We start from the raw sequence: 22,900 nt of genomic DNA on the forward strand, positions 1-22,900 counted from the left end.
GGGACTTTGCCTCCGGCTTCCTTCAGATTCCACCTCACGATGGACACCCTTGCCTTTGGCTAATGGTTCCCACTGCCAAGCCCATAGCGGACTTTCACCGCCAAGTTACTGCCCATGCCGGGCGCACGTGAAAATGAATACCAATCCTGACAGATTGGTATTCATTTCAATGGAAACCCTACAGACCCTTGTGCACCATGTAGTTCAATAAATCCACAATCCTGTGGGAGTAGCCCCATTCATTGTCGTACCAGGAGATAATTTTCACTAGATTATCGCCAATAACCATTGTTGATAAACCGTCGATAATAGATGATCGGGGATCTTTTCTATAGTCAATGGATACCAGGGGTTCATGGCTGTAACCCAAAATACCCTTTAATTCTCCTTCGGCAGCAGCCTTTAGCACTTGATTGATTTCTTCAGCAGTTGCAGACTTCTCCAGCTCAAATACAATATCTACCACAGATACGGTAGGTGTTGGCACCCTCATGGCAAAACCATTGAGCTTCCCTTTCAACTGCGGTAAAACTAAAGCAACAGCTTTGGCCGCTCCCGTAGTCGTTGGAATAATCGATTCTGCCGCAGCCCTTGCCCTTCTTAAATCTTTATGGGGCAAATCAAGGATTCTCTGGTCATTTGTATAGGAATGCACCGTCGTCATCAAGCCTTTTCTGATGCCGAATTTTTCATCGATTACCTTGGCAAAAGGCGCCAGGCAGTTTGTGGTACAGGAAGCATTGGAAATAATGTGATGTTTCTCAGGGTCATAGTCCTTTTCATTGACTCCCATCACAATGGTGATATCCTCATTCTTGGCCGGAGCTGAAATCACTACTTTTTTGGCTCCTGCCTGAATATGTTTCATTGCCTTTTCTTTTTGAGTAAATATGCCTGTGGATTCGATAACGATATCAACACCCAGTTCTCCCCATGGTAAGTTTTCAGGATCTTTTTCTGCAAAAATCTTTACTTCTTTTCCATTGACCACAAGGGCTCCATCCTTTGCTTCTACAGTTCCCTCGAATTTGCCGAAAACACTGTCATATTTCAGCAAATGGGCCAGTGTTTCCGCATCGGTCAAATCATTGATGGCAACAATTTCAAATTCATTGTTTGGGTTTTCAAAGGCAATTTTAAATGCATTTCTCCCTATTCTCCCAAATCCGTTAATGCCTACTTTTACTCCCATGATAATTCCTCCCTCAATCATATTATTTTATCTTTAAAATTTCCCTTGCCAAGCTTTCATCGATGACCAGGACAAGATTGGCGTTTAATCTGCTGATGGCAACCACAGCTTCTGCTTTTTCCGCTCCCGCCGCGGCACCAATCACAAGTTTCAGTTCTTTAAACTTTTTCAAGCTTACGCCAATGGTATTTACCTCCCTGATAATTTCGCCATTTCTATTAAAATAATAGCCAAAGGCTTCTGATACAGCTCCCTTTTGTGCAAGGTCTTGAAGCTCTGCCGGGCTCAATCCCCGACGTATGGCCATTTTATCAGCCCGTCCTATGCCAAAGATAAGCACTTGAATTTTTTCAATATACTCCATTACATCTTTGATCACAGGATCTTCTGACAATGTGGAGAAAACATTTTTATCAATGTTGTCAGGCATATACAACAACTTATAGGTTCCGCCCAGTTTGCCGGCGATCTTTGCTGCGATGGTATTGGCCTGTTTATCTACATCCTTTCCCAATCCCCCCCGGGCAGGCACCACGATCACATCTTGGAATTTGCCCTGTTCCTTTCCCATTTCCTCTGCCACTGCTGCCATGGTGCTTCCGCCGGTAATGCCGATAATCATTTTAGACTGGACAGTTGATTTTAGATAATTAGCTGCCGCCTTTCCAATTTCCTTTAGGGCAATTTCTCCATCTTGAATCATTTCGGGAACAACGATGACTTTTTTGATCTGAAGCCTTTCCCCCACTTCCTCCTCCAGATCCCGCAACCCCTTGAAGCGATGAATAAAGACACTTAACCCTTCAAGGGTATTTTCTCCAATCGCTGTAGTATTCATTCCTTCTGCACGGATCTCAATTAGGCCCTGGTTTTTCATCAGAGCCACTTCTCCCCGTATGACCCGCTCTCCGATCCCCAGAATACTTGATAGCTGTCTCCTGCCCACAGGCTGATAATAATGGATCAGCCGAAGAATATCATATCGCTTCATAAAAATTTCATGCAGATCGGGAATGATTTTTTTTTGAAGGGCAATGACCGTATCAATATCACAATCTTCTTTATGTATCAATTTCAATATATCCCTCCCATCCTGTTGCGGATATTATGAGCCTTCCCAGAAATACCTTGTTCATGGTCTATTTATGTCCCTATAGACATTTTTAGTCCCGCGCGAGACAAAAAAATATTTTCATTTTCATTGTAATACATGAAATTTATAAATGCAATATTCAATTATAAAATTCTCTTATGTTGATTTGCACTTTTGAATTAAGTTTACACAAAGCTTATATTTCTTCAACAGTTGCCAGTCATCTGTTGCCAGCTGCCCATCAACACTACCGATAGCTGGTAGTTGGCAGCTAGTAACAGGATATATTTACAGCATAAAAAAGCATAAACCTTTTGACAGCAACTTTCCTGTCCTACAAAGGCTTATGCTTGCTTTATCCTTTAAAAACGTTTTCTTTTGGAAGACGGCTGTATATTCATCTCGTCTCTGTATTTGGCGACGGTCCTTCTGGAAATGTTGATCCCTTTATTTTGCAATAAATCAGCAATCATTTGATCACTCAGGGGCTTCTTTGGATTTTCGTTATCGATCAACTCCCGCATCATGCTCTTGATGCTCTCCGCTGCAATCCCTTCTCCTTCTTGGTTGGATACACCGCTGCTGAAGAAAAATTTCAACTCAAATACACCCCTGGGGCTTTGCACATATTTTCCATTTACAGCCCTGCTTACAGTGGATTCATGGACGCCTATCTCGTCGGCAATCTGTTTCAAGGTTAAGGGCTTCAAATATTTTTTACCCATCTCAAAAAAGTCAATTTGATAATCTACAATGGCCTTCACCACTTTATAAATCGTTTGCCTTCTTTGCTCTATGCTCTTCACCAGCCACATGGCAGCATTTAATTTGTCTGTGAGGAATTTTGATGTGCTGGAATCCTTATCTTCGTTCATTAACATGCTTCTATAGAAAGAATTGATGGTCAATCTTGGAGCCGTTGTATCATTTACAATAACCACATATTCTCCGTCTACTTTTTCTATGGTTACATCGGGGGTGATATACTTGACGTCATGGGTCGATCCAAATATTCTGCCAGGTTTTGGTTCTAAGGTTTTTATAAAATCAGCAATTTCCTGAACTTCCTTCGGCGTAATATTTAATTCCTTCGCAATGTTTGCCAAACGATTATTTGCCAAGTCATCCAAATGATGGGAGATGACATCCGCAATCCTCTTATCCTGAATTCCCCTCTGACGCACCTGAATCAGCAGGCATTCCTTTAAATCCCGGGCAGCAACGCCTAAAGGATCAAAGGTTTGAATAATGGACAATACATTTTCCACGGCATCCTCAGAAACATGAAAAATTTCTGCAATTTCCGATACGGGCAATGTCAAATAGCCATTTTTATCAAGACTTTCAATAATGAACTTAGCAATGCTGTAATGCCTTTTTTTCAAAATAGAAAATTGGAGCTGAAACATGAGATGTTCCGTCAATGTCGTGTCATTATACAAAAACTGCTCAATGGATACTTCATCCTTGTCTTTATGATAGTTTGGCTGTCTATAGCTGATATCATCATATTCTCGAAAATATTCCTTCCAGTCTATTTCTTCCTTGTTTGAGTTTTTGCTGTTCTCAACGTCCTGGGGTGAGGTTGCAATGTCTAGAAGAGGATTTGCCAATAGCTGTTCATCAAGAAACTGGGATAGCTCCTGGGTATTAAATTGCAAAATTTGAATAGCTTGCTTCAATTCGGGAGTCATAACCAGTTTTTGAATCTGCTCAATATTCAAATGGAATCCCATCTTCATCTCCAATCACCCGCCTTCCATATCAAAGGATACTATCGTGATCAATCTTAAAACGGTGGATGCACAAATATTTGTTTCTCTTTTATTATTATATCATTAAATTTTTGTTAAATAAAGCTTGTTCCTACAATTCTGCATTACAGCAGAAAAGACAAGGCTTGGGGCCTTGTCTATCTTTCTCCTTTTTCATATGGAATTCCATCGGCTGCCGGTGCCACAGCCTTCCCTACAAAGCCCATGAGTACAACCAGAGTGATGACATAGGGAATCATGGACAGCAGATTTGCAGAAATGTTAAGTCCCACTTGGGGGCTGCCTAAATAAATCTGTATGCCTGTAGTAGCGCCAAAAAGCAGACATGCTCCCATGGCACCCTGGGGTTTCCATTTGCCGAAGATCATGGCTGCCAAAGCAATAAAACCTTGCCCCGAAATTAATGTAGGTCTGAAGGAAGCAACGATTGCCATACTTAAGGAAGCACCGCCCAGCCCTGCAAGAATTCCCGACAAAATAACAGAAAAATATCGTATTTTATATACATTAATTCCCAAGGTATCCGCCGCCTTTGGATGTTCCCCTACGGCTCGAATTCTCAATCCCAGCTTTGTCTTATACAAAACATACCAGGACAGAAGTACCAGCAGAAAGGCAATATAGACGGAGGCATACTGATTGAAAATCGTATCAAGAATAGAATTTTCAATCACCCCGTTCAAAGGCCTCGGCAATTTAGCATTCAAGGGTATTGCCGGCGTCATCGTAGCCCCTTCGAACAATCTCCTCGAAAGAAACAGGGAAAGGCCTGGCGCTAAAAAATTGATGGCAATGCCCGATACAACCTGATCCGCATGGAAGCTCACCGATGCCACGGCATGCAGCAGCCCGAAAAAACCTCCCGCAAGACCTCCAATGATAAATGCCACCCAAGGCACCCACCATAGGATCCCGTAGACATCTGAAAGAATAAAAGCAGAAGCAGCAGCAGAAAAAGCCCCTACCGTCATCATCCCTTCGATTCCGATATTGGCAACTCCCGAGTTTTCTGAAAACACTGCACCCAGGGAGGCATAAATCAACGGCGTGGCATACATCAATGTAGTTCCCAGTATAAAAGCCAAATCCTTAAGCATCTATTGCACCCCCTTTTGGAGCTTTTTTCTATCCAAGCACTTTAACACATATCGAAAAATTCTATTGGTTGCAATAAAGAAAATAATAGATCCAATGACAATATTGATGACTTCCGTAGGCACACCGATCAACTGCATTTTGGATCCCCCATAAGTGAGTCCTCCGAACAGCAATGCAGATAATATGACTCCAAAAGGCGTATTATTTCCTATCAGCGAAACGGCAATGCCATTAAATCCATAGCCTTCCATGGCAGCTAAAATAGAAACGTGATACGATACACCCATCACATGGAGGGCTCCAGCGGCACCCCCCAAAGCTCCAGCAATAGCCATGGACAATACAATGCTCCGTTTTACATTGATGCCTCCGTATTGGGCGGCATCCTTATTAAATCCTACAGCCCTTAACTCATATCCCACAGTCGTCTTAAAGAGCAGATATGCAATGAGGGCTGTCATGATGATGGCAATAACAATGCCCCAGTTCACCTTCGTAGCCGCACCCAAGGATTCCTTCAGCCAATCCATTCCGATCTTTGCAGTCTCATGGATATCATGGGAAGATTCCGTTCCCTTTCTTTTAAATGCCTCCTGTTCCACAGCAAAATTAGACAAATACAAAGCCATCCAGTTCAACATAATTGTTGCAATTACCTCGTGGACTCCAAATTTTGACTTTAGAAATCCCGCAATGGCTCCCCAGAGTCCGGCGGCGATAGCCCCACCAAAGAAGACAACGGGAACATGGAGAATGGCGGGCAACTTTAGGAAATACCCTAACAAAGTGGCAGCCAATGCGCCAATGATAAATTGTCCTTCAACTCCTATATTAAATAATCCCGTACGAAAGGCAAATGCCACGGATAATCCAGTCAAAATCAGGGGAGTTGAACGAATCACCGTCCAAGCTAGATATTTCGGTCTGGAAAAGATGCCATCCAACATCAGACGATAGGCCTCCAAGGGACGATAACCGGAAATATAGATGACCACAGCACCTACTAAGAGCCCCATGATGATCGATAATATGGTAAGGGCCAAGGTTTCATTGAGAAACAAATTTTTGATACGTTCCTTCATTGTTTTTGCCTCCATTATCGCCCACCTCCTGCCATCATCAATCCCAATTCATTTTCATCCGTTTCCTTTGCATTTACGGTTCCAACAATCTTTCCTTCGTAGATTACAGAAATTCTATCGGAAACATTCATAATTTCGTCTAATTCAAAAGATACCAGCAAAACTGCTTTATTCCTGTCTCTTTGATCAACCAACGCCCTATGGACAAACTCAATGGCCCCTACGTCAAGGCCCCGGGTCGGCTGAGCAGCAATCAAAAGATCTGGGTCATTGGTAACCTCTCTGGCGATGATAACTTTTTGCTGGTTTCCTCCCGACAAAGCCCTAGCTTTTAGCTCCTTATTCCTTGGGCGTACATCAAATTTTTCCATGAGCTCCTCGGCAAAGGATCGGATTTTATCATAATTTAAGCGAATTCCCTTAGAAAATGGTTCCTTGCGGTAGTTTTCCAGCACCATGTTTTCCGCCACAGTAAAATCCAAGACCAGCCCGTGTTTTTGCCTGTCTTCGGGTATGTTGGAAACACCTGCCTCAAAGATTTCCCTGGGGGTCCGATTGGTAATATCTACTCCATTGATCCACACTTTGCCGGACTTCACCTTCCTCAGGCCGGTAATCGCCTCAATCAGCTCCGTTTGCCCATTGCCGTCCACTCCCGCTATGCCAACGATTTCCCCAGCCCTAACCTCCAGATTTAACCCCTTTACAACTTCATATCCTCGATTATCTTCAACTACCAAACCCTCCACTTTTAAAACAATATCCGATGGTTTGACAGGCCCTTTCTCTACGGCAAAACTAACTTCCCTTCCAACCATCATGGAAGCCAGTTGATTTTCATCGGTTTGGGAAACATCCACCGTATCAATCCGCTTCCCCCTTCGAATGATGGTGCAGTAATCGGCACAGGCTTTGATTTCCTTTAGCTTGTGGGTAATAATGATGATGGATTTCCCCTGGCTAGTAAGATTTTTCATAATCACAATCAATTCTCTAATTTCTTGAGGAGTCAATACAGCCGTCGGCTCGTCCAGAATCAAAATTTCCGCACCTCGATACAAAGCCTTCAATATTTCCACCCGCTGCTGCATGCCCACAGAGATATCTTCAATTTTTGCTTCCGGATCCACATGCAAACCATACTGCTCCGATAGAGCCCGTACATCTTCAATGGCTTTTTTTATATTGAGTTTATTAAATGCTCCCGTAGGTTCCATGCCTAAAACAATATTTTCAGCCACGGTAAAGGGCTTGACCAACATGAAATGCTGATGAACCATTCCAATGCCATGGGCAATGGCAACATTGGGGTTCTTCACATCCACTTTTTGGCCCTGAATATATATTTCGCCGCTTGTAGGCATATACAACCCATATAGTATGTTCATGAGAGTAGATTTCCCTGCACCGTTTTCTCCCAACAGGGCATGGATTTCTCCCTTATGCACCTTGAGATCAATATGATCATTGGCCGTAAAATCTCCAAATTTCTTTACAATATTCTTCATTTCCACAACCACTGTCTGAAAATCTATATGCTCCTTTATGGCATCCAAAACAATACCTCCCTACTACGCTTGTGATTGCATAAGCATTTCTATTATACTAAATTATACTTCGTATAACAACCCGCCATATTTTTACGACAACACATTTGCAATTCTTTCCTGCCTGGTTTGGAAATTTGAAGCCCAGAACCGAATGGCCTGGGCTTCATCACTAGAAATTATTTCATTGCTTCAAATTCTTCCTTCGTAGCCGGAACCTTAATTTCGCCGCTGATAATCTTGGCCTTTAAGGCTTCTACTTCATCCAAAATTTCCTTTGGTACCAGTTTGCTGGAACTTGGAGCAATATCTACACCGCCTTCTTTTAAACCGTATACTACAGTTTCTCCGCCAGCGTATTTACCATCTTTTAAATCTTTTGCTACGTTGAAGATTGCATTGTCCACTCGCTTCATGGCTGATGTGATTACGTTATCCGGTGCGTCTGGATTTTGGTCTTTATCAACACCAATCGCATATTTGCCCTTTTCTCTAGCAACTTCAATCATGCCGTTTCCAGTCGCTCCTGCCGCGTGGAAGATAATATCTGCACCATTGGCATACATCTGTTCTGCAATACTTCTTCCCTTGGCTTCATCCGTAAAGGAGTTGGCATACTGTACCATTACTTCTACATTTGGATTTGCAGCTTTCACGCCGGCCAGATATCCATAATGGAACTTATGGATCACAGGAAAATCCATGCCGCCTATAAAACCAACTTTATTTGTTTTTGTCATCTTACCGGCTATGTAACCTACAAGATAGGATGGTTCTTCTTCTTTAAACACAACACCCACTACATTTTCCGGTGTCTCATCCCCATAGGCATAGTCGATAATTGCAAATTTCTGATCGGGATAGTTTTGCGCAGCTGTTTTTATCGTTTCACCCATAAGGAAACCAATACCCCAGATCAAATCGTTTTCTGCATCCACAAGGGTTTCAATATTGGTTGCATAATCAGCTTCTTGTTTGGATTCTTGATAACTTGCTTGAACACCCAGCTCTTTTTGTGCTCTTTGTAAGCCTTCCCATGCTGATTGGTTGAAGGATCTGTCATTGACACCGCCTACATCTGTAACCATTGCGATTTTTAGCGGTTTCTCAGCAGGGGCATTGTTTTCACCGGGCTGCTGCTGTTCGGGTGCCTTTGGGCCACATCCAGCAACTAAGCCTGCAAGCAACATCATTGTCAGCAATAATGCCATAGTTTTTTTGAACATGTTACTCTCCTCCTCAATTTCGTCCATTTTTTGTTGTCTTCCCCTAGACAATATAGCCTATAAGAATTCTACACGAACATCTCAAAATCCTTTTAAAGTATAAAAAAATATTTATGGTTATTTTTTTTGCTATAGCAGCAATAAAACTCCAGCACCGCTGGAGTAGTCTGTAGAAAAAGTAACGGGATAAGTAAGAACCCTTGAGATTTAGGCTTCGTCGCGAATCAGCAAGCCGCTTTTTTCCTTGTTTTTTTATTTAGAAAAGCGGCGCAGGTCTGAGCAGGAAGCCAAATCTCAAGGATTTGTCTACAAGCTAAAACTCCAGCACCGCTGGAGTTTTATGCTTAGCAAATATCGCCTTCCTTTGCTACAAAGCCTGCTTGACTTAATATTTCCGTTGCCTTATGGACCTTTTCCTCATGAACAAGAACAATCGGTCCTGTGCAACCCATACCGCTTTCAGCATAGATGCCCGCCTTCCAGAGGGTCTTGACGGCATCCTCTAAATCCATAATATCGATACCGGAGATGGAACCTGTGACAACCTCTTGAGCCGGCGCTGTTACTGTCTCGGTTTCTGCCGGAGCCTTCTTTGCATCCTTGGTTAAAGACTTTAGAATTTCATCAAATTTAGCCGCCTTTGCTTTGGCAAACTCTGCCTTCGCTACTTCTGTCAGTTTGCCCTGGGCAAGTTTTGCAGCATATTGAATAGCATTGGCTACCACGGGTACGCCAGACGCCCTCGACAGAATGAGGATGATTCTGTCATAACCCTCTCCGATTCCCGGACCGTATCCATAACCCAAAGCCTCATAACTACCGCCTGTAGTATAGGAGGAAAATACCTTCATCATAATATTGCCTGTCAGCGTATCCGTCACCATCACATCGACACTACCGGCCAGCAGATCGTTTCCTCTCATGACAGCTCCTCCATCGGAGCGGATGGATTCGGAAAAATTAATCTTATATCCGTTGGCATTTAATTCTTTTAGTGCCCGTTCTACTTGTCTGGCACCATCCAGATTTAAAATCCCTACTGTTGGATTTTCAATACCCATGGCCTTTGCTGTGATAATGCCGTAAAGGGCATTTTTCACCATGGCTTCTACCCTGTGGGCTGAGGCCGTCCCTGTCGTCGTCGCCAAAAACATCTCCCGACCCATCCCCGGTGTAATCACCTTTCCTACCGTAGAAACGCCGATGGGGAAATTATAGTGCATCGTCACACAGCTTTGGATATAACCGCTGTCCAGCAGCTCCTCCATCTTTTTATGCATTTCTTCTTCTGTATTTACTTCCACAATCTCTAAGTTTGTATTTACCTTAGGTCCGATTAATACAATGTCAAAGTTTTCAGCATTTTTGGCTGCCAGTTCTGCACCCTTTACCAGATTTTCTACTCCATGCTCGCTGCCGAGGGTTGTAAGCCCTACTTTGACACGGTTTCCAAACTTGCCTGTTTTGATGGCATCGGCAATGTCTAAAAACACTTTGCCGATCATTTGTTTTACTGCGTTATTTTCAGCCATTCTCATCACCCCTATGCCTTTAGTAGATGTGACGCGAAGTCTCTCATAGCCTCTGCTATCATGTGCTTTACTTCTTCTTCCGATATACTGGCACCTGCTGTTTCTGCCTTTCCTGTATTTCTTTCCATGACGATGGAAACCCCATCGAACAGGTTTGTCATACGACCAAGGAATAAACTGCCTTTTCCTACAATCATTACCCGGTTGAGATTGCCGGTGGTTAAATCTTCCTTCGCAAATCCAAGATAGGGTACTCCTGAAGGAATATGTCCTTGGGTTGGCGCCCATCCCGGCATGCCATGCTTTTCAACAAAAGTACCCAGGTCTTGTCTGTCCAATTCATTTCTCTTCACGCCTAAGGCAGCAATCATTTTATAGTTGGCTTCCGGCACGTCTCCCGCTCCTGCAGGTTTTGTCACATCTGGATTTTGCATTTCTACAGAATATTTATCAATATCTGTAATCTTTAATCCTCCCTTATCCAGGGGTGTTGTGACAAGGGATGTAATGACAGCTTGGGGAGATGATCCGGTTCCTACGGTATGTCTTCCCACAAGATCTGTTCTTAATATTGGGCTTACCCCGTCATTTTTGCTTACAAGAACGGCAAATCCCCCCAGTACGTCCTCTAGGATAGGCATTCCTTTCTTCACATGGTCCTTGCCGTTCATTCCTAATTTTGCCGTTGCACCGCCAGCCACAAGTGCAACATTTTCATAAACCCCTGCCTGCACCAAAGCTGCTGCTTCAATCAATGCATGGGTTGGCGCCGCACAGAAGCCTCTAGTATCAGAACCTGTAGCATTCATTGCTCCCACCACTTCCGCAATGGCCTTGGCAAAGTTTCCGCCGCCTCTTTGGTTCATGTCGCCGCAAGCTTCTTCTGAGCATTCGATCACATAATCAATATCGGCCACATTGATATTATTCTTATCAATCAGATGCTTGAAAGCCAATGCCCCGGAAGCTTTTACCACAAGGTTTTCAAACAGCACATGGGCATTTAAATTGGGGTCTATATCATGGGCTCTTTTTACGCATCCTACCAATTTCCCTTCATGATACAAACCTTCTGCATGCTGTTCCTGAATATATTTTTCGATATCTGCCAAATCTTCGCCTTCCTTCAGCTTAGGAACATCATCCTTGAACAGGGGATGATTCATCATCTTTTCCTTCACCATGGCTGTAAAACCTTTGTCTAATTTTACCAAATCAAAGGCATCCACCATCTTCATCAAAGCAATAAACTCATCCTGGGGCATAATTTCGCCGAACTTGCCGAAACGGCTGGCTCCCGGTATATCTTTATCATACCAAGGCATTTCATATTTTCTTAAATCCTCAGGAGTCAAATTTCCGATATACACTTGATTGGGTCCGTAGTTTACAACCTTTTCATAGGGTCTAATGTGCTCGGGAAGCTTTTTCAGATATTCTGAGTCAGGATTTGTAAGCTTTTCTGTTGTTTGCGTGGTACCGTTATGATAGATCATATCAGGCGTATGCACCAGAACATACCCTGATCCTTTTACTACAGCATAACTCATCATTTCCACCTCCATATAATTTAAGAGCAAAATGGCTGCAGGCGTCCCCTGGCAGCTCGCAGCCGCAGACTAGGTACATATTGGGCAAAATCCTTGGACGCATAGAAAAATCATGAAAGAAATAATCAGTTCTTATTTTTCCATGTCATGCATATAATTTTAATAAATGGGTGATGCATTCACCACCCATTTATTGTTTGTTTAGTCTCAGCAGCTGCCAGCTGCGGAAACAGCCGGCAAATCTATTAATTTTCAAATACTGTTTGACCTTCAACTTCCGTTGAAAGAGCCTTTAATGCTTTTTCAACTAATTTTCTTCTCAGCTTCTTCTCTTCTGCTGGATCCAGCGCCGGATTTCCAAGGGGATGAGGAATTGCTACAGCAGGTACGATTCTGTTTGCTCCAACTGTTAAAGAAATTGGAACAACTGTACAAATGTGTACTACCGGAATGCCTGCTCTTTCAATTTCTTTTACCATCGTTGCACCGCAACGTGTACAAGTACCTCAGGTGGAGGTGAGGATAACAGCATCTACACCGTCAGCCACCAGTTCTTGGGCGAACTTCGCTGCGAATGCCTTCGAATTGGCAACAGAAGTACCATTCCCCACAGTAGTATAGAAATATCTGTGTAATTCGCCGATGACACCTTCTTTTTCCATGTCCCTTAATACGTCTACAGGCAATACTCTGTTTGGATCTGCATTGGCATAAACAGGGTCATATCCGCCGTGGGCTGTCTCATGGGTTGCTTCTGTCAGTTTTGCATAATCAGCAATATCGTATTTTCCATACTTTGATGCACTGGAAGATTCGATATGATCCGGGTTACCCTTTGGTACAATACCACCGGAAGTAACCAAGGCAATCTTTGCTTTCGAAATATCCTTTACAGCCGGATTTGGTGCTACATTGTCAAAATCAGGCATCGGATACTCCGTTACAAAGGTCTCACCCTTCAGTTTCTTCAGCATCATATCTACGGCTCTCTTTGATCCTCTCTCTTCCAAGAAGATGTTCTTTCTTACACCCCTTGGAATGTAGCCGTCAATATGAGGAGCTTTGATTTCTTCTCCTTTTGCCAACTTCAGAGCAAGTTTTGCCAATGCTGGAGCTGCCGTTCTCATAGCTGCAGCAGAGTTTCCTGTTTCAACAATATACAGGTCTTTCTTGAACATATCTGCGCCCGGATTCTCAATATACATCGCAGTAGCTACAGGAATGTTCAGGACGTCCTTCACTGCCTTAGAAATGGTACCGCATGCCACACCGTATCTACCTGCATTAAAAGCCGGTCCTGCAATGAACAGATCAGGATTGTATTGTTTCACCATGTCAAGAATTTGTGTTTTTGCTTCTTCAATATTTTCATTAAAGTAAGAATCTCCGCAGATAATCGTGGCAACGATTTCCGCTTCACCACCGAATGCCGCGTTTAAAGCAGCTCCGGGTCCAACCACGCCTTCTCTTACTTCAGGCTTTATATCAGCCTTCTCCTCGCCACCGATACCGGCGAAGAACTGGTTTATATAATGAACAACTCTTATCTTGCTCATAGTTTCCCCCCTCTCTTATTTTTGCACTGGGAAATTTTTTATAGGTTTATTTTAGTATTTGCAGAATTGTTCTCTGATGGACTTCATTTCAGCAATGATAGAATCTACATCTAATACCATTTCCATCATACCGATTTGCTCATCATATACCGCCGGATCTACTGCTTCTTTGAATTCCGGCTCTACCGCATGATATACTCTGAGTCCCAACTGGACTCCTGCCAATGAACCTGCATAGGTAGGGTCTCCATTTGTTACTGTTTCAGCAGCCAAGCCTGCAGCTTCTGCTTCAGCAGCACCAAGAAGAACGATAATGTTTTCTGGTCCGTACTTCTCAGCCATTGCTTTTACCCTATTTTGATTTTCCAGGTCCATTGCTCCTGCAGCCGTTCAGACAAAGCACTCTGTAGCAGAAAATACTACTTCAGCGCCTGTTCCTTTCAAGCATTCTTCCATTGCAGGACCCGGTATACCATCTCTGTCACCAATGATGATGACTTTTTTGCCATCGAACATACTCATGGTTACCATCCTCTCTTATCATTTTTTTCTTTCTGCTCAGCAAAGCATCTATTGATTAGAAAGTAGTCGCTGACATCTTGTTGAAGCCTAATTCATTGGTTGCTCCAGTAATTACCTGAATCTCAGCTTCGATGCTTCCGTCCGGTCTTAAGCTTCCGTCAAAACCGCCGGCAATCTTGTCTGTGTAATCCAGCATGCCAATGATTCGCTTCATTGGAGGCAGAACAATAATTTCGTTCGCATTTCCGCCTGTTACAACAGCATCTGCCTTTGGATCTGCATCAGCAAGGGATTGGGATGCTCCATCTCTACCGGCATATTCATCTGTAACAATTACAGTCTTGACACCTTCGTTTTCGATCTTTCTGCAGTTCATAATAAGGTCTGTATCTGGGTTGCCAAAACCTTCCTGGGATATAATAGCTCCATCCAATCCAAGGAACCTGCACAGCTTCGCAGTCCAGTTGGAGGATCTTTCCTTATCCGCCAAGTATACGTTTTCGTTGGTAATGATCACCCCTACGAAATTCAGATCCTTGCCATGTCTTGCATACAGATCGTGAATAATAGGATTGTTTTGATGATGATAGGTTGTGTTTTTGTCACAAGCAGAAACACAGTTACCGCTTAGAATTGCTCCATCCATGACTTCTGTCGGATAAAGAATTGTAGGTACAATCTTCTTGGCGTCTACCCCGTATACATAGGTATCATGCAGCAATCCTTGGGTTTGAAGCATATACACATATCCGATTTTTGGCAAATTCGGATATTCCTGAATGCTTTCCAGTAATGGCTTTGTTTCATAAACTTCTACCTCATCGGGCTGAACGTTTAATCCCGCTTTGCCGATAAAGGCAGCAGCCTTTAATCCAGCCATTCTTGCTGCAGCTTCATACTCGTGCTGCTTTAAGCCTTCTACGGGCTCAATGACCAAGCAAACATTGTATGTCTTTGAGAATGGAGTATACTCGGCTCCAGGACCTGACATATCAATGATACCTTCCTGGAAACCTACGATTTTGCCGCAAGTAACAACTGCGGCACCACTTAATACATGTGTGCGTCCAGTCCCCACTGTAGTAACTTTGTTAATAACTCCCGGGAATATTCCACCTGGGCCCTCTACCTTTACTCTTGGCTCAATAACGTCCTTCACAGGTGTAATTCTTGTCTCTTCACCCGGCTTTGCAAGCTCCACCTTTACACTCTTGATGTGCTCGTCTTCCAAGATAAGGTTTACAATTTCCTGCTCATTTACATACAGTGTTCCATTTTCTACCTTCGTTGTGTCACCAAATTGAACATCTGTAATTTTAATTTTTCCTAGTTCTAGGCGCACAAAATTCACCTCCCTTTATATTTATAACCCATAGCCGGCGGGTCTATACCCACCGGAATAGACTATAGGTTACCCTACATGTTTTTGAATCATAGCTTCGATATTTGCCTTTGTCGCATCGTCTTTTGTCACTTCATCAATCTTTTGTCCATCCTTGTAAAGTGAGATTGTCGGAAGACCCAGAACCTTTTGTGAGATGGCCAGCCTTCTTGCCTGGGTTGTATTCAGTTTTACAAACTTTACTTTTCCTTCATATTTTGCAGCCAATTCCTCCACATCCGGCATAAGGGCCTTGCAAGGCTCACAGCCATCACTCCAGAAATCTACCAGCACAAATCCTTGGGCTTCCAATACCTCTGCTTGGAAAGTATCCTTATCTACAGATAACATGTTTTCACCTCCTTTAATCACCGATATCCCTTTTATAGCACAGGGTATACGGAAAAATTTTTACAGCATCATTCTTCAAAGTTGCTTTCAATATATTTTTCAGCCTGTACTGCGGCAATGGCTCCATCCGCTACAGCTGTCACTACCTGTCTTAATGATTTTACCCGAATATCTCCTGCAGCAAACACACCAGGTACATTTGTATTCATATTTTCATCGGTGATAATATAGCCTTGGGGATCCATATTTATTTTCCCTTTGTAAATTTCGCTTAATGGCTGGAATCCGATAAACGGGAACACGCCAAAGGTTCCGTCATTCTCATCGGCAACGTACTCATGGGTTTCACCGGTTTTTGTATTTCTAAATACGATGGATTCTACTACACCATCTCCTTTGATTTCTGCAACTTCCGTATTCCACATAAACTCTATTTTGGGATTCTTGAATGCCTTTTCTTGAATTGATTTTGCTGCTCTCAATTCACCCCTTCTGTGGACAATGGTTACCTTGCGGGCAAACTTTGTAAGATAAATTCCCTCTTCTACAGCAGAATCTCCACCGCCGATTACAAATACTTCCAGGTCCGTGAAGAAGTCTGCATCACAGGTTGCACAGTAGGACACTCCTTTTCCTGTTAGCTCCTGCTCGCCCGGGCATCCAATCAACTTGGGCGTAGCACCACTGGCAATAATCACTGCCTTGGCATGATATTCATCCTTTTCGCCCCTCAATACTTTAATTTTGCCGCTGAAATCAACTTCTACAATATTGTCTTTCTTTCTCTCTGCGCCAAATTCATCTACCTGCTCAACCATTCTAGCCACCAAACTGGGTCCTGTGGCATTGGGAATGGAACCGGGATAGTTCGCTACCTCATTAGTAGTTGAAATTTGTCCTCCCACCTTGTTCTTTTCTAATACCAGGGTCTTCATTTTTGCTCTTGCAGCATATAGACCTGCGGCCAGCCCTGCCGGACCTGATCCAACAATGACCACATCATACAAATTTTGCATGATTCTTCCTCCTTTATTTTTAAATTGTTATCCATGGAATTGATCCATACTTTCAATGGCGCCTTTGATCAAATAAAAATCAATCAGTCGAAAATCTTCCAGTATCTTTTCCGTCCAACGGGGTGTTTTCTTTCCAAAAATAAACTTTTTTGCAGTTTCTATACTTTCTTCAATGATCATTAGGGATTCCATATCCAAACTTCCCTTTTCTATCGTAACAGCAACGGACTTGTACGGCGTTTCGTTTGGTTTCACACTTCCCGACAGGGGATGGGTCAGCAACCGGTGCCCTTCGTGTATTTTATTTCTGGCGTTCGACAACACTTCCAAATATGTATAGGTTGCAGAATACATTATTTCCATTTTATCTTTATAATTTTCATATACCAAAGGATTATTCGTAATAATTATTTTTTTCAAGATTTCACCTCGAGTTTCTTGTGTTCTAGGAAAACGTTTTATCAAAAGATTTTTTTAAAAATCGTGCTGGATTTCAAAAGAAAACAGAGAAGCACAGCAAAGAATCCATTGCCATACTCCTCTGTCTATAACCTGAGAGTTTCTTCTAAAATAGAATTGCCCCTTCGGTGCTTCCTTTGAAGCTTTCCAGAGTTCTGTCAAAATGCGGTCCTTTTGCCTGAGAATTTCACCTCAAAATTGGCAAACTTTTTCGGTTTGTTCCTTCGGCGGCCCGTAACCTGGGCTCTCTCCCGCATTTATCAGCCAGAAACCATATATATTTTTTTATAATATATTCCATAATTTTCATAGATGAAATCTATATTTATTATATTATATCTGCTAAATATTTGACAATACATTTTCTCCGGCTGAATCTTCTGAATTTTTGTTAAGGGAGCATGACAACCATATGCATTTCTATTCTGTAAAAATTTATAGGCTTGCAACTTTAGAATTAAATCTATGCAAAAGCTATATTTCTTGAGCAGCTACCAGTTGCCAGTTACCGGCGTCAGCTACCGGTACTGGTGACTGATGACTGGCAGCTGGCGGCTGGTAGCCGGCAACCGGTCAATGACAACAAGATCTGTATTTCACAAAAAAGATTATTTTTTGTAAAAGGGCAGATGAGATATAATCCATTTTTATGAATCAATGGAGATCAGCTCATAGTGATTGGTGCCCAGTCCTATTTTCTCACCGTACTCCAAAATATAAGCTCCATCCACATCTTTATGAACACCCTGAAACTTATCCTTCCCTGCCTCGTGATTGCAAGACAATTCTGAATCATGAAGCCCCTGCTGGCTGTTGACCAGATCATAGCTGGCACGGTCAATGGCAACGGGATCAAAGGAAGCTAGTATGCCTACATCGGGAACGATGGGGGTATCACTCCAAGGTACACAGTCGCATAAAGGGGTTACATTCATGACAAAGTTCATATAGGCCACCTTCCCTTGTTTGTTTGCAACGGCACCCAAGGCATACTCAGCCATTTTTTCCAAAAACACTTTCGTATCCGTCTTCCACTGAACCTTAATGGCCCTTTTATGACATGCCGTTGTACACTCTCCACAGCCGATGCACTTTTCCAAATCTATCTTTGTCTTTCCGCCTTGAATCGTAATGGCGTCTGCCGGACACCATTTGGCACAAACGCTGCAGCCGATGCAATGCTTGTCGATCACTTCCGGCTTTGCATCAGAATGCTGGATTTGTTTTCCTGCTGCCGAAGCACAACCCATAGCCAAATTTTTAATCGTCCCGCCAAATCCTGACATTACATGTCCTTTGAAATGGGACAGCACAATCATAGCATTGGCATTATAAATATCCCCTGCAATTTTTACAGTAGCAAAATTTTTCTGATGGACGGGCACATCGATGGAATTCTTGCTGTATAGTCCGTCAGCAATGATAATGGGTGCTCCCACTACCGAATAGGCAAAACCGTTTTCAATAGCCGTCACCATATGGTCAACACTGTTGGTCCTGCTACCTGCATAGAGGGTATTGGTATCCGTCAAAAAGGGTTGCCCCCCTTTTTCTTTGACTTTATCCACAATCTGTCTTACAAATACAGGATGAATATACGCGTGACTGCCTTTTTCTCCAAAATGGAGTTTTATGGCTGTCTGGTCTCCCTTGGCAAGGATATCCCCTATCTTTGCTTTGTCAAACAACTTTCGCAGCTTTGTCGATATATTGGTATTTTTAGAAGTTGCTCTTAGGTTTGCAAAATATACTTTACTAGCCACTTCTCCTCTCCCTCTCCCTTCCTCTTGACAGGATGAAAGCACCCATATGGTTTATGGATGTCTTATCCTCTTAAATACAGCAAAGCTAATAATCCCGGACCCGTATGGGTTCCTATGGTACAGCCGATATTTGTCGTAACCAATTCCTTGGGCTCAAACTCTCTGATGACTTCTTCTTTTAGAATTTCAAGACCTACCAGATTGTCCCCATGGGCCAATCCTATCATCTCACAACCTTTTTGCATGCCCCTTTCCTTTGCCAGTTCGATCATCCTGGGAATAATTTTCTTGCTGCCCCTCACTTTATCTAAAGTTTCAACCTTTCCTGATTCTATCGTAAGAATGGGCTTCACATTCAGTATCGTGCCAATGGCCGCCTTTGTTGCGCTCAATCGTCCCCCTCTTTTTAAAAATTCTAAGGTCTCCACGGAGAAAAGATGATCTGCCCTTTTTTTCATCTCTTCAATTCTATGGAGTATTTCTTCCTTTGTTTTTCCTGCTTGCGCCATTCTTGCCGCCTCTACCGCAATCATGCCGCAGGAATAAGAAAGGGCTAAGGTATCTATTACCGTTACTTCCTCCGTATCCAATTGCTGTTTTGCCATCAGGGCCGATTGATGGGTCCCGCTGACGCCAGAGGAACCGTTAATAACAATCACCTCATAGCCATCGTTCAAGGCTGCCTTCATTTCCACTAAAAATTCATGGGGCGGCACTTGGGAAGTGCTGGGCATTTGCGTCGTTGTCTTTAATTTTTCAAAGAACTGAGCTGTGCTTAAATCAATCCCGTCCTTGTATTCTTCATCGCCAAATCTTATGGTTAAAGGAAGCACAGAAATATTATATTTTGCTGCCAGCTCCTTCGGAATATCAGAAAGGCTATCTGCAATAATTTTTATAGGTTTCACACATATTCCTCCTTTCGAAAAGTCAGCACCTTTTCCTTTTTCTACATTATTGTTTATATTCTCTTAAAAAATACATAGCGACGGCACCGGGCCCCGCATGGGTCCCTACAACACATCCCGTTTTCGAAAGAATAATCTCCTTCACGGCAAAATTTCCTCGAATGGCTTCGATCAATTCTAAAGCATAGGCCTCATCATTGGAATGGTTTACTCCTATGGTTTGCTGGGATAAATCGATTTGATGCTCTTGAATCCAATCTATCAGCCACTTAATGGCTTTTTTTCTGCCTCTCACCTTATCCTCCGGAATAAGTTTTCCATCCTTCATCGTTAATATAGGCTTGATATTCAGCAGTTTTCCTACAAAAGCCTCCGCCGCATTGAGCCTTCCGCCTTTATATAGGTTTTCAAGGGTATCCACCACAAATTTATATTCCATATTTTCCCGCATGTATGTAATCCTTTTTAATATTTCCTCTTTGCTATAATGATTTTGTGCCATCCTGGCTGCTTCAATGACAAATAATCCATAACCGAGGGTAACTCCTTTTGAGTCTATGATTTCAATATCCCCATTTTCCAACATATCCTTTGCCGCTAAGGCGGAACGATAGGTTCCGCTCAGCTGGGATGACATCAGAATTGTGATCACTGTGTTTCCCGAAGTCGTTAACTCTTGGAATACTTTGAAAAACTCACCGGGTGTAACCTGTGAGGTTGTGGGCAGTTTTGGACTTTCCTTCATCATGGCAAAAAATTCTTCTGTTGATAAATCAATACCGTCACGATAGGACTTGTCCTCAAAATTTACCGTCAAAGGCACCACGGTAATATCTAAGGTTTTTGCTAAATCCTGTGGTATGTCTGATACGCTGTCCGTTACAATTTTTATCATTCTCTGCTCACCTCAATTTTCTCTTTTTTATTCTACCTATATTGTATTATCAATATGATGATTTTACAACCAAATTTTGGACTGGCCCGGTTTTTCATAGAATTTCAAAAAAAGAAAAAACAGGAGCCCCATGCAACTGAAGCACCTGTCTTATCTTTTGTTTATGATTTTTGCGTTGCATCAATCACTGCAAAGGCAATTTTTGAAGCATGGTCCCCGATTCGCTCCAAATTGCTGATAATATCTAGGAATATTACCCCTGCGCTCGGAGAACATTGCTGCTTATTGAGTCTGGCAATATGACTGGCCCTCAAAGATTTCTCCATATGGTCAATCTCGCCTTCTCTTTCAATTACCCTTTTTGCAATATTTGTATCTCCCGTTTTCAGTGCCAGAATAGCTTGGGTATAAGATTTCAGCACGCGGTCATGCATCAGCTGCAGCTCCTGAATAGCGACTTCACTAAATTCCAGTTTGTTTTCAATGCGGTATATAGCCAGCTCTGCCAAATTATCCGCATGATCTCCTACCCGCTCGATATCATTAATGGTATTAAATAGCCCATCCACAATCTCATGCTGCTCTGCTGATAAGGCTGTATTGGACAGTTTCACCAAATAAGCGGCGATTTCCTTTTCTAAATGATTAATGGCACTTTCCAGAGAAAAAACTTCATGAGCTGTTTTTTCATCGGTATTTAAAAATGCTTCCATTGATTTTTGATAGGACTCTAATGCCAAATTGCCCATATGCAAAACTTCTTTAATCGTTTGCCCCAAAGCGATAGAAGGTGTTTCCAGAATACGGTCATCCAGATATTTCACACCTACCACATGCTTCTGCTCATCGGGAGTTTCAGGGATGATTTTCCTAGCGAAGAATACCAATACTCCCGCAAAAGGCAATTGAATAAACATGTTGGTTACATTAAACAATGTATGGGCGTTGGCAATTTGTCTTCCCACATCCCCGGGAGATAAAGCCTTCACGGCATATAATACCGGCCTTTGCAATATAAACACAAATAGAATCGTTCCAACGATATTAAACATCAAGTGAATAATTGCTGCTCTTTTGGCCGTTTTGTTTGCGCTGATACTGGATAGTAGCGCCGTTACACATGTACCGATGTTGTCACCAAATAAAATTGGCAGGGCAGATTCAATCGGCAACAATCCTTGGCTCGCAAGAGCGATCAAAAGACCGATAGAGGCACTGCTGCTTTGAATGATTGCAGTAATAGCAAAGCCTGCTAAAATTCCCAGGAGCGTATCCAGGAAGGTTCCCCCACCAAAGCTTGCCAATATCATTTTGAATCCTTCATACTCTCGGAGGGGCTTCATGGCATGGGACATGGTCTCCATACCAATAAACAGAATACCAAAACCAATAAAGATTTCTGCGATATTTTTTGTTTTCTTGTTTGACGCAAACAGCCAAATAGCTACCCCGATCCCCACAGCCAACGGTGCATAATCTGTCAATTTAAAGGACACAAGCTGCCCTGTGACCGTTGTTCCGATATTGGCTCCCATGATCACGCCAACGGCTTGGGTCAATTTCATAATCCCCGCATTGACAAATCCTACAACCATGACTGTGGTAGCACTGCTGCTTTGTATGATAGCAGTAACGATAGTTCCAACAATCACGCCCATGATCCGGTTGTTCGTCAACACCTCAATCAATTTTTTGAGTCGTTCTCCCGCGGCCTTTTCAAGTCCGTCACCCATGATGCGCATTCCATAAAGAAATAAACCTAATCCTCCAATAAGACCAAATGCTATACCCATGCTTCATCCTCCCGTACTAAATAAACAAAGTATCTAAGAAATATTGCCATAGAATTCCACGCAAAAATTCTTTCCATACGTCCCTTCTCATTTAAAGGACTGCCTTGTCTATCATACAATAATTTTTTATGCTTTTTGTTAACTCTGTGTTAAATTTTTAA

General features: G+C 42.6%; 19 protein-coding genes and 1 riboswitch. All 19 genes read right to left on the minus strand.

Annotation, left to right across the window (positions count from 1 at the left end):
- Positions 1-178 precede the first annotated feature (178 nt).
- The gene (gene gap, locus AN619_RS00160; protein ID WP_068553873.1) at positions 179-1,192 is read right to left on the minus strand and encodes a type I glyceraldehyde-3-phosphate dehydrogenase; all 1,014 of its coding nucleotides are present in this window, start codon (positions 1,190-1,192) and stop codon (positions 179-181) included.
- A gap of 22 nt (positions 1,193-1,214) precedes the next feature.
- Positions 1,215-2,270, minus strand: a complete 1,056-nt coding sequence (locus tag AN619_RS00165) for a sugar-binding transcriptional regulator (RefSeq protein WP_242867252.1) — start codon at positions 2,268-2,270, stop codon at positions 1,215-1,217.
- 377 nt (positions 2,271-2,647) lie between these two features.
- Positions 2,648-4,027 (minus strand): RNA polymerase factor sigma-54, encoded by a 1,380-nt coding sequence (gene rpoN / locus AN619_RS00170; RefSeq protein ID WP_068553875.1) that lies wholly within the window; start codon positions 4,025-4,027, stop codon positions 2,648-2,650.
- A gap of 170 nt (positions 4,028-4,197) precedes the next feature.
- Positions 4,198-5,157 (minus strand): ABC transporter permease, encoded by a 960-nt coding sequence (locus AN619_RS16090; protein ID WP_068553877.1) that lies wholly within the window; start codon positions 5,155-5,157, stop codon positions 4,198-4,200.
- On the minus strand, positions 5,158-6,255 hold the full coding sequence (locus tag AN619_RS16095) for an ABC transporter permease (RefSeq protein WP_083524885.1): 1,098 nt from the start codon (positions 6,253-6,255) through the stop codon (positions 5,158-5,160).
- Positions 6,255-7,748 carry an ABC transporter ATP-binding protein gene (locus tag AN619_RS00185; RefSeq protein WP_068554081.1) on the minus strand — a complete coding sequence of 498 codons (1,494 nt, stop codon included), beginning with the start codon at positions 7,746-7,748 and terminating at the stop codon, positions 6,255-6,257. Before AN619_RS00185 ends, AN619_RS16095 begins: the two co-directional genes overlap by 1 nt.
- A 218-nt stretch (positions 7,749-7,966) precedes the next feature.
- Positions 7,967-9,013 carry a BMP family lipoprotein gene (locus AN619_RS00190; protein WP_068553879.1) on the minus strand — a complete coding sequence of 349 codons (1,047 nt, stop codon included), beginning with the start codon at positions 9,011-9,013 and terminating at the stop codon, positions 7,967-7,969.
- Between the two features lie 344 nt (positions 9,014-9,357).
- Positions 9,358-10,545, minus strand: coding sequence for a glycine/sarcosine/betaine reductase complex component C subunit alpha (grdD, locus tag AN619_RS00195; RefSeq protein ID WP_068553881.1), 1,188 nt, complete (start codon positions 10,543-10,545; stop codon positions 9,358-9,360).
- A gap of 11 nt (positions 10,546-10,556) precedes the next feature.
- Complete coding sequence (gene grdC, locus AN619_RS00200) at positions 10,557-12,095, minus strand: glycine/sarcosine/betaine reductase complex component C subunit beta (RefSeq protein ID WP_068553883.1); 1,539 nt, start codon at positions 12,093-12,095, stop codon at positions 10,557-10,559.
- Positions 12,096-12,340: 245 nt separating this feature from the next.
- Entirely contained in the window at positions 12,341-13,651 is a 1,311-nt protein-coding gene (gene grdB / locus AN619_RS00210) for a glycine reductase complex selenoprotein B (protein WP_083524886.1), read from the minus strand.
- A 51-nt stretch (positions 13,652-13,702) separates the two neighbouring features.
- Positions 13,703-14,173 carry a glycine/sarcosine/betaine reductase complex selenoprotein A gene (gene grdA / locus AN619_RS00215; protein WP_083524887.1) on the minus strand — a complete coding sequence of 157 codons (471 nt, stop codon included), beginning with the start codon at positions 14,171-14,173 and terminating at the stop codon, positions 13,703-13,705.
- Positions 14,174-14,228: 55 nt separating this feature from the next.
- Positions 14,229-15,515 (minus strand): glycine/sarcosine/betaine reductase component B subunit, encoded by a 1,287-nt coding sequence (locus AN619_RS00225; protein ID WP_068553893.1) that lies wholly within the window; start codon positions 15,513-15,515, stop codon positions 14,229-14,231.
- A 69-nt stretch (positions 15,516-15,584) separates the two neighbouring features.
- Complete coding sequence (gene trxA / locus AN619_RS00230; RefSeq protein WP_068553895.1) at positions 15,585-15,905, minus strand: thioredoxin TrxA; 321 nt, start codon at positions 15,903-15,905, stop codon at positions 15,585-15,587.
- A gap of 68 nt (positions 15,906-15,973) precedes the next feature.
- Positions 15,974-16,921: a thioredoxin-disulfide reductase gene (trxB, locus tag AN619_RS00235; protein WP_068553897.1), complete on the minus strand. Its 948-nt coding sequence runs from the start codon at positions 16,919-16,921 to the stop codon at positions 15,974-15,976.
- Positions 16,922-16,948: 27 nt separating this feature from the next.
- On the minus strand, positions 16,949-17,341 hold the full coding sequence (locus tag AN619_RS00240; RefSeq protein ID WP_083524888.1) for a GrdX family protein: 393 nt from the start codon (positions 17,339-17,341) through the stop codon (positions 16,949-16,951).
- Between the two features lie 195 nt (positions 17,342-17,536).
- Positions 17,537-17,644: riboswitch (glycine riboswitch) on the minus strand.
- A gap of 383 nt (positions 17,645-18,027) precedes the next feature.
- The gene (locus tag AN619_RS00245; protein ID WP_068553899.1) at positions 18,028-19,143 is read right to left on the minus strand and encodes a DUF362 domain-containing protein; all 1,116 of its coding nucleotides are present in this window, start codon (positions 19,141-19,143) and stop codon (positions 18,028-18,030) included.
- A 62-nt stretch (positions 19,144-19,205) separates the two neighbouring features.
- Positions 19,206-20,051, minus strand: a complete 846-nt coding sequence (locus AN619_RS00250; protein WP_068553901.1) for a DegV family protein — start codon at positions 20,049-20,051, stop codon at positions 19,206-19,208.
- Between the two features lie 46 nt (positions 20,052-20,097).
- Positions 20,098-20,946, minus strand: a complete 849-nt coding sequence (locus AN619_RS00255) for a DegV family protein (RefSeq protein ID WP_068553903.1) — start codon at positions 20,944-20,946, stop codon at positions 20,098-20,100.
- 161 nt (positions 20,947-21,107) lie between these two features.
- On the minus strand, positions 21,108-22,739 hold the full coding sequence (locus AN619_RS00260; RefSeq protein ID WP_068553905.1) for a Na/Pi cotransporter family protein: 1,632 nt from the start codon (positions 22,737-22,739) through the stop codon (positions 21,108-21,110).
- Positions 22,740-22,900: the final 161 nt, after the last annotated feature.

The sequence above is a fragment of the Thermotalea metallivorans genome (assembly GCF_001562415.1).
GTDB lineage: Bacteria > Bacillota > Clostridia > Peptostreptococcales > Thermotaleaceae > Thermotalea > Thermotalea metallivorans.

Excerpts from the sequence above, each read along its gene's own strand:
- gap (WP_068553873.1), bottom strand. The coding sequence starts at position 1,192 with ATGGGAGTAAAAGTAGGCATTAACGGATTTGGGAGAATAGGGAGAAAT.
- rpoN (WP_068553875.1), bottom strand. The coding sequence starts at position 4,027 with ATGAAGATGGGATTCCATTTGAATATTGAGCAGATTCAAAAACTGGTT.
- AN619_RS16090 (WP_068553877.1), bottom strand. The coding sequence starts at position 5,157 with ATGCTTAAGGATTTGGCTTTTATACTGGGAACTACATTGATGTATGCC.
- AN619_RS16095 (WP_083524885.1), bottom strand. The coding sequence starts at position 6,255 with ATGGAGGCAAAAACAATGAAGGAACGTATCAAAAATTTGTTTCTCAAT.
- AN619_RS00185 (WP_068554081.1), bottom strand. The coding sequence starts at position 7,748 with ATGAAGAATATTGTAAAGAAATTTGGAGATTTTACGGCCAATGATCAT.
- AN619_RS00190 (WP_068553879.1), bottom strand. The coding sequence starts at position 9,013 with ATGTTCAAAAAAACTATGGCATTATTGCTGACAATGATGTTGCTTGCA.
- grdD (WP_068553881.1), bottom strand. The coding sequence starts at position 10,545 with ATGGCTGAAAATAACGCAGTAAAACAAATGATCGGCAAAGTGTTTTTA.
- grdC (WP_068553883.1), bottom strand. The coding sequence starts at position 12,095 with ATGAGTTATGCTGTAGTAAAAGGATCAGGGTATGTTCTGGTGCATACG.
- trxA (WP_068553895.1), bottom strand. The coding sequence starts at position 15,905 with ATGTTATCTGTAGATAAGGATACTTTCCAAGCAGAGGTATTGGAAGCC.
- trxB (WP_068553897.1), bottom strand. The coding sequence starts at position 16,921 with ATGCAAAATTTGTATGATGTGGTCATTGTTGGATCAGGTCCGGCAGGG.
- AN619_RS00255 (WP_068553903.1), bottom strand. The coding sequence starts at position 20,946 with ATGATAAAAATTGTAACGGACAGCGTATCAGACATACCACAGGATTTA.
- AN619_RS00260 (WP_068553905.1), bottom strand. The coding sequence starts at position 22,739 with ATGGGTATAGCATTTGGTCTTATTGGAGGATTAGGTTTATTTCTTTAT.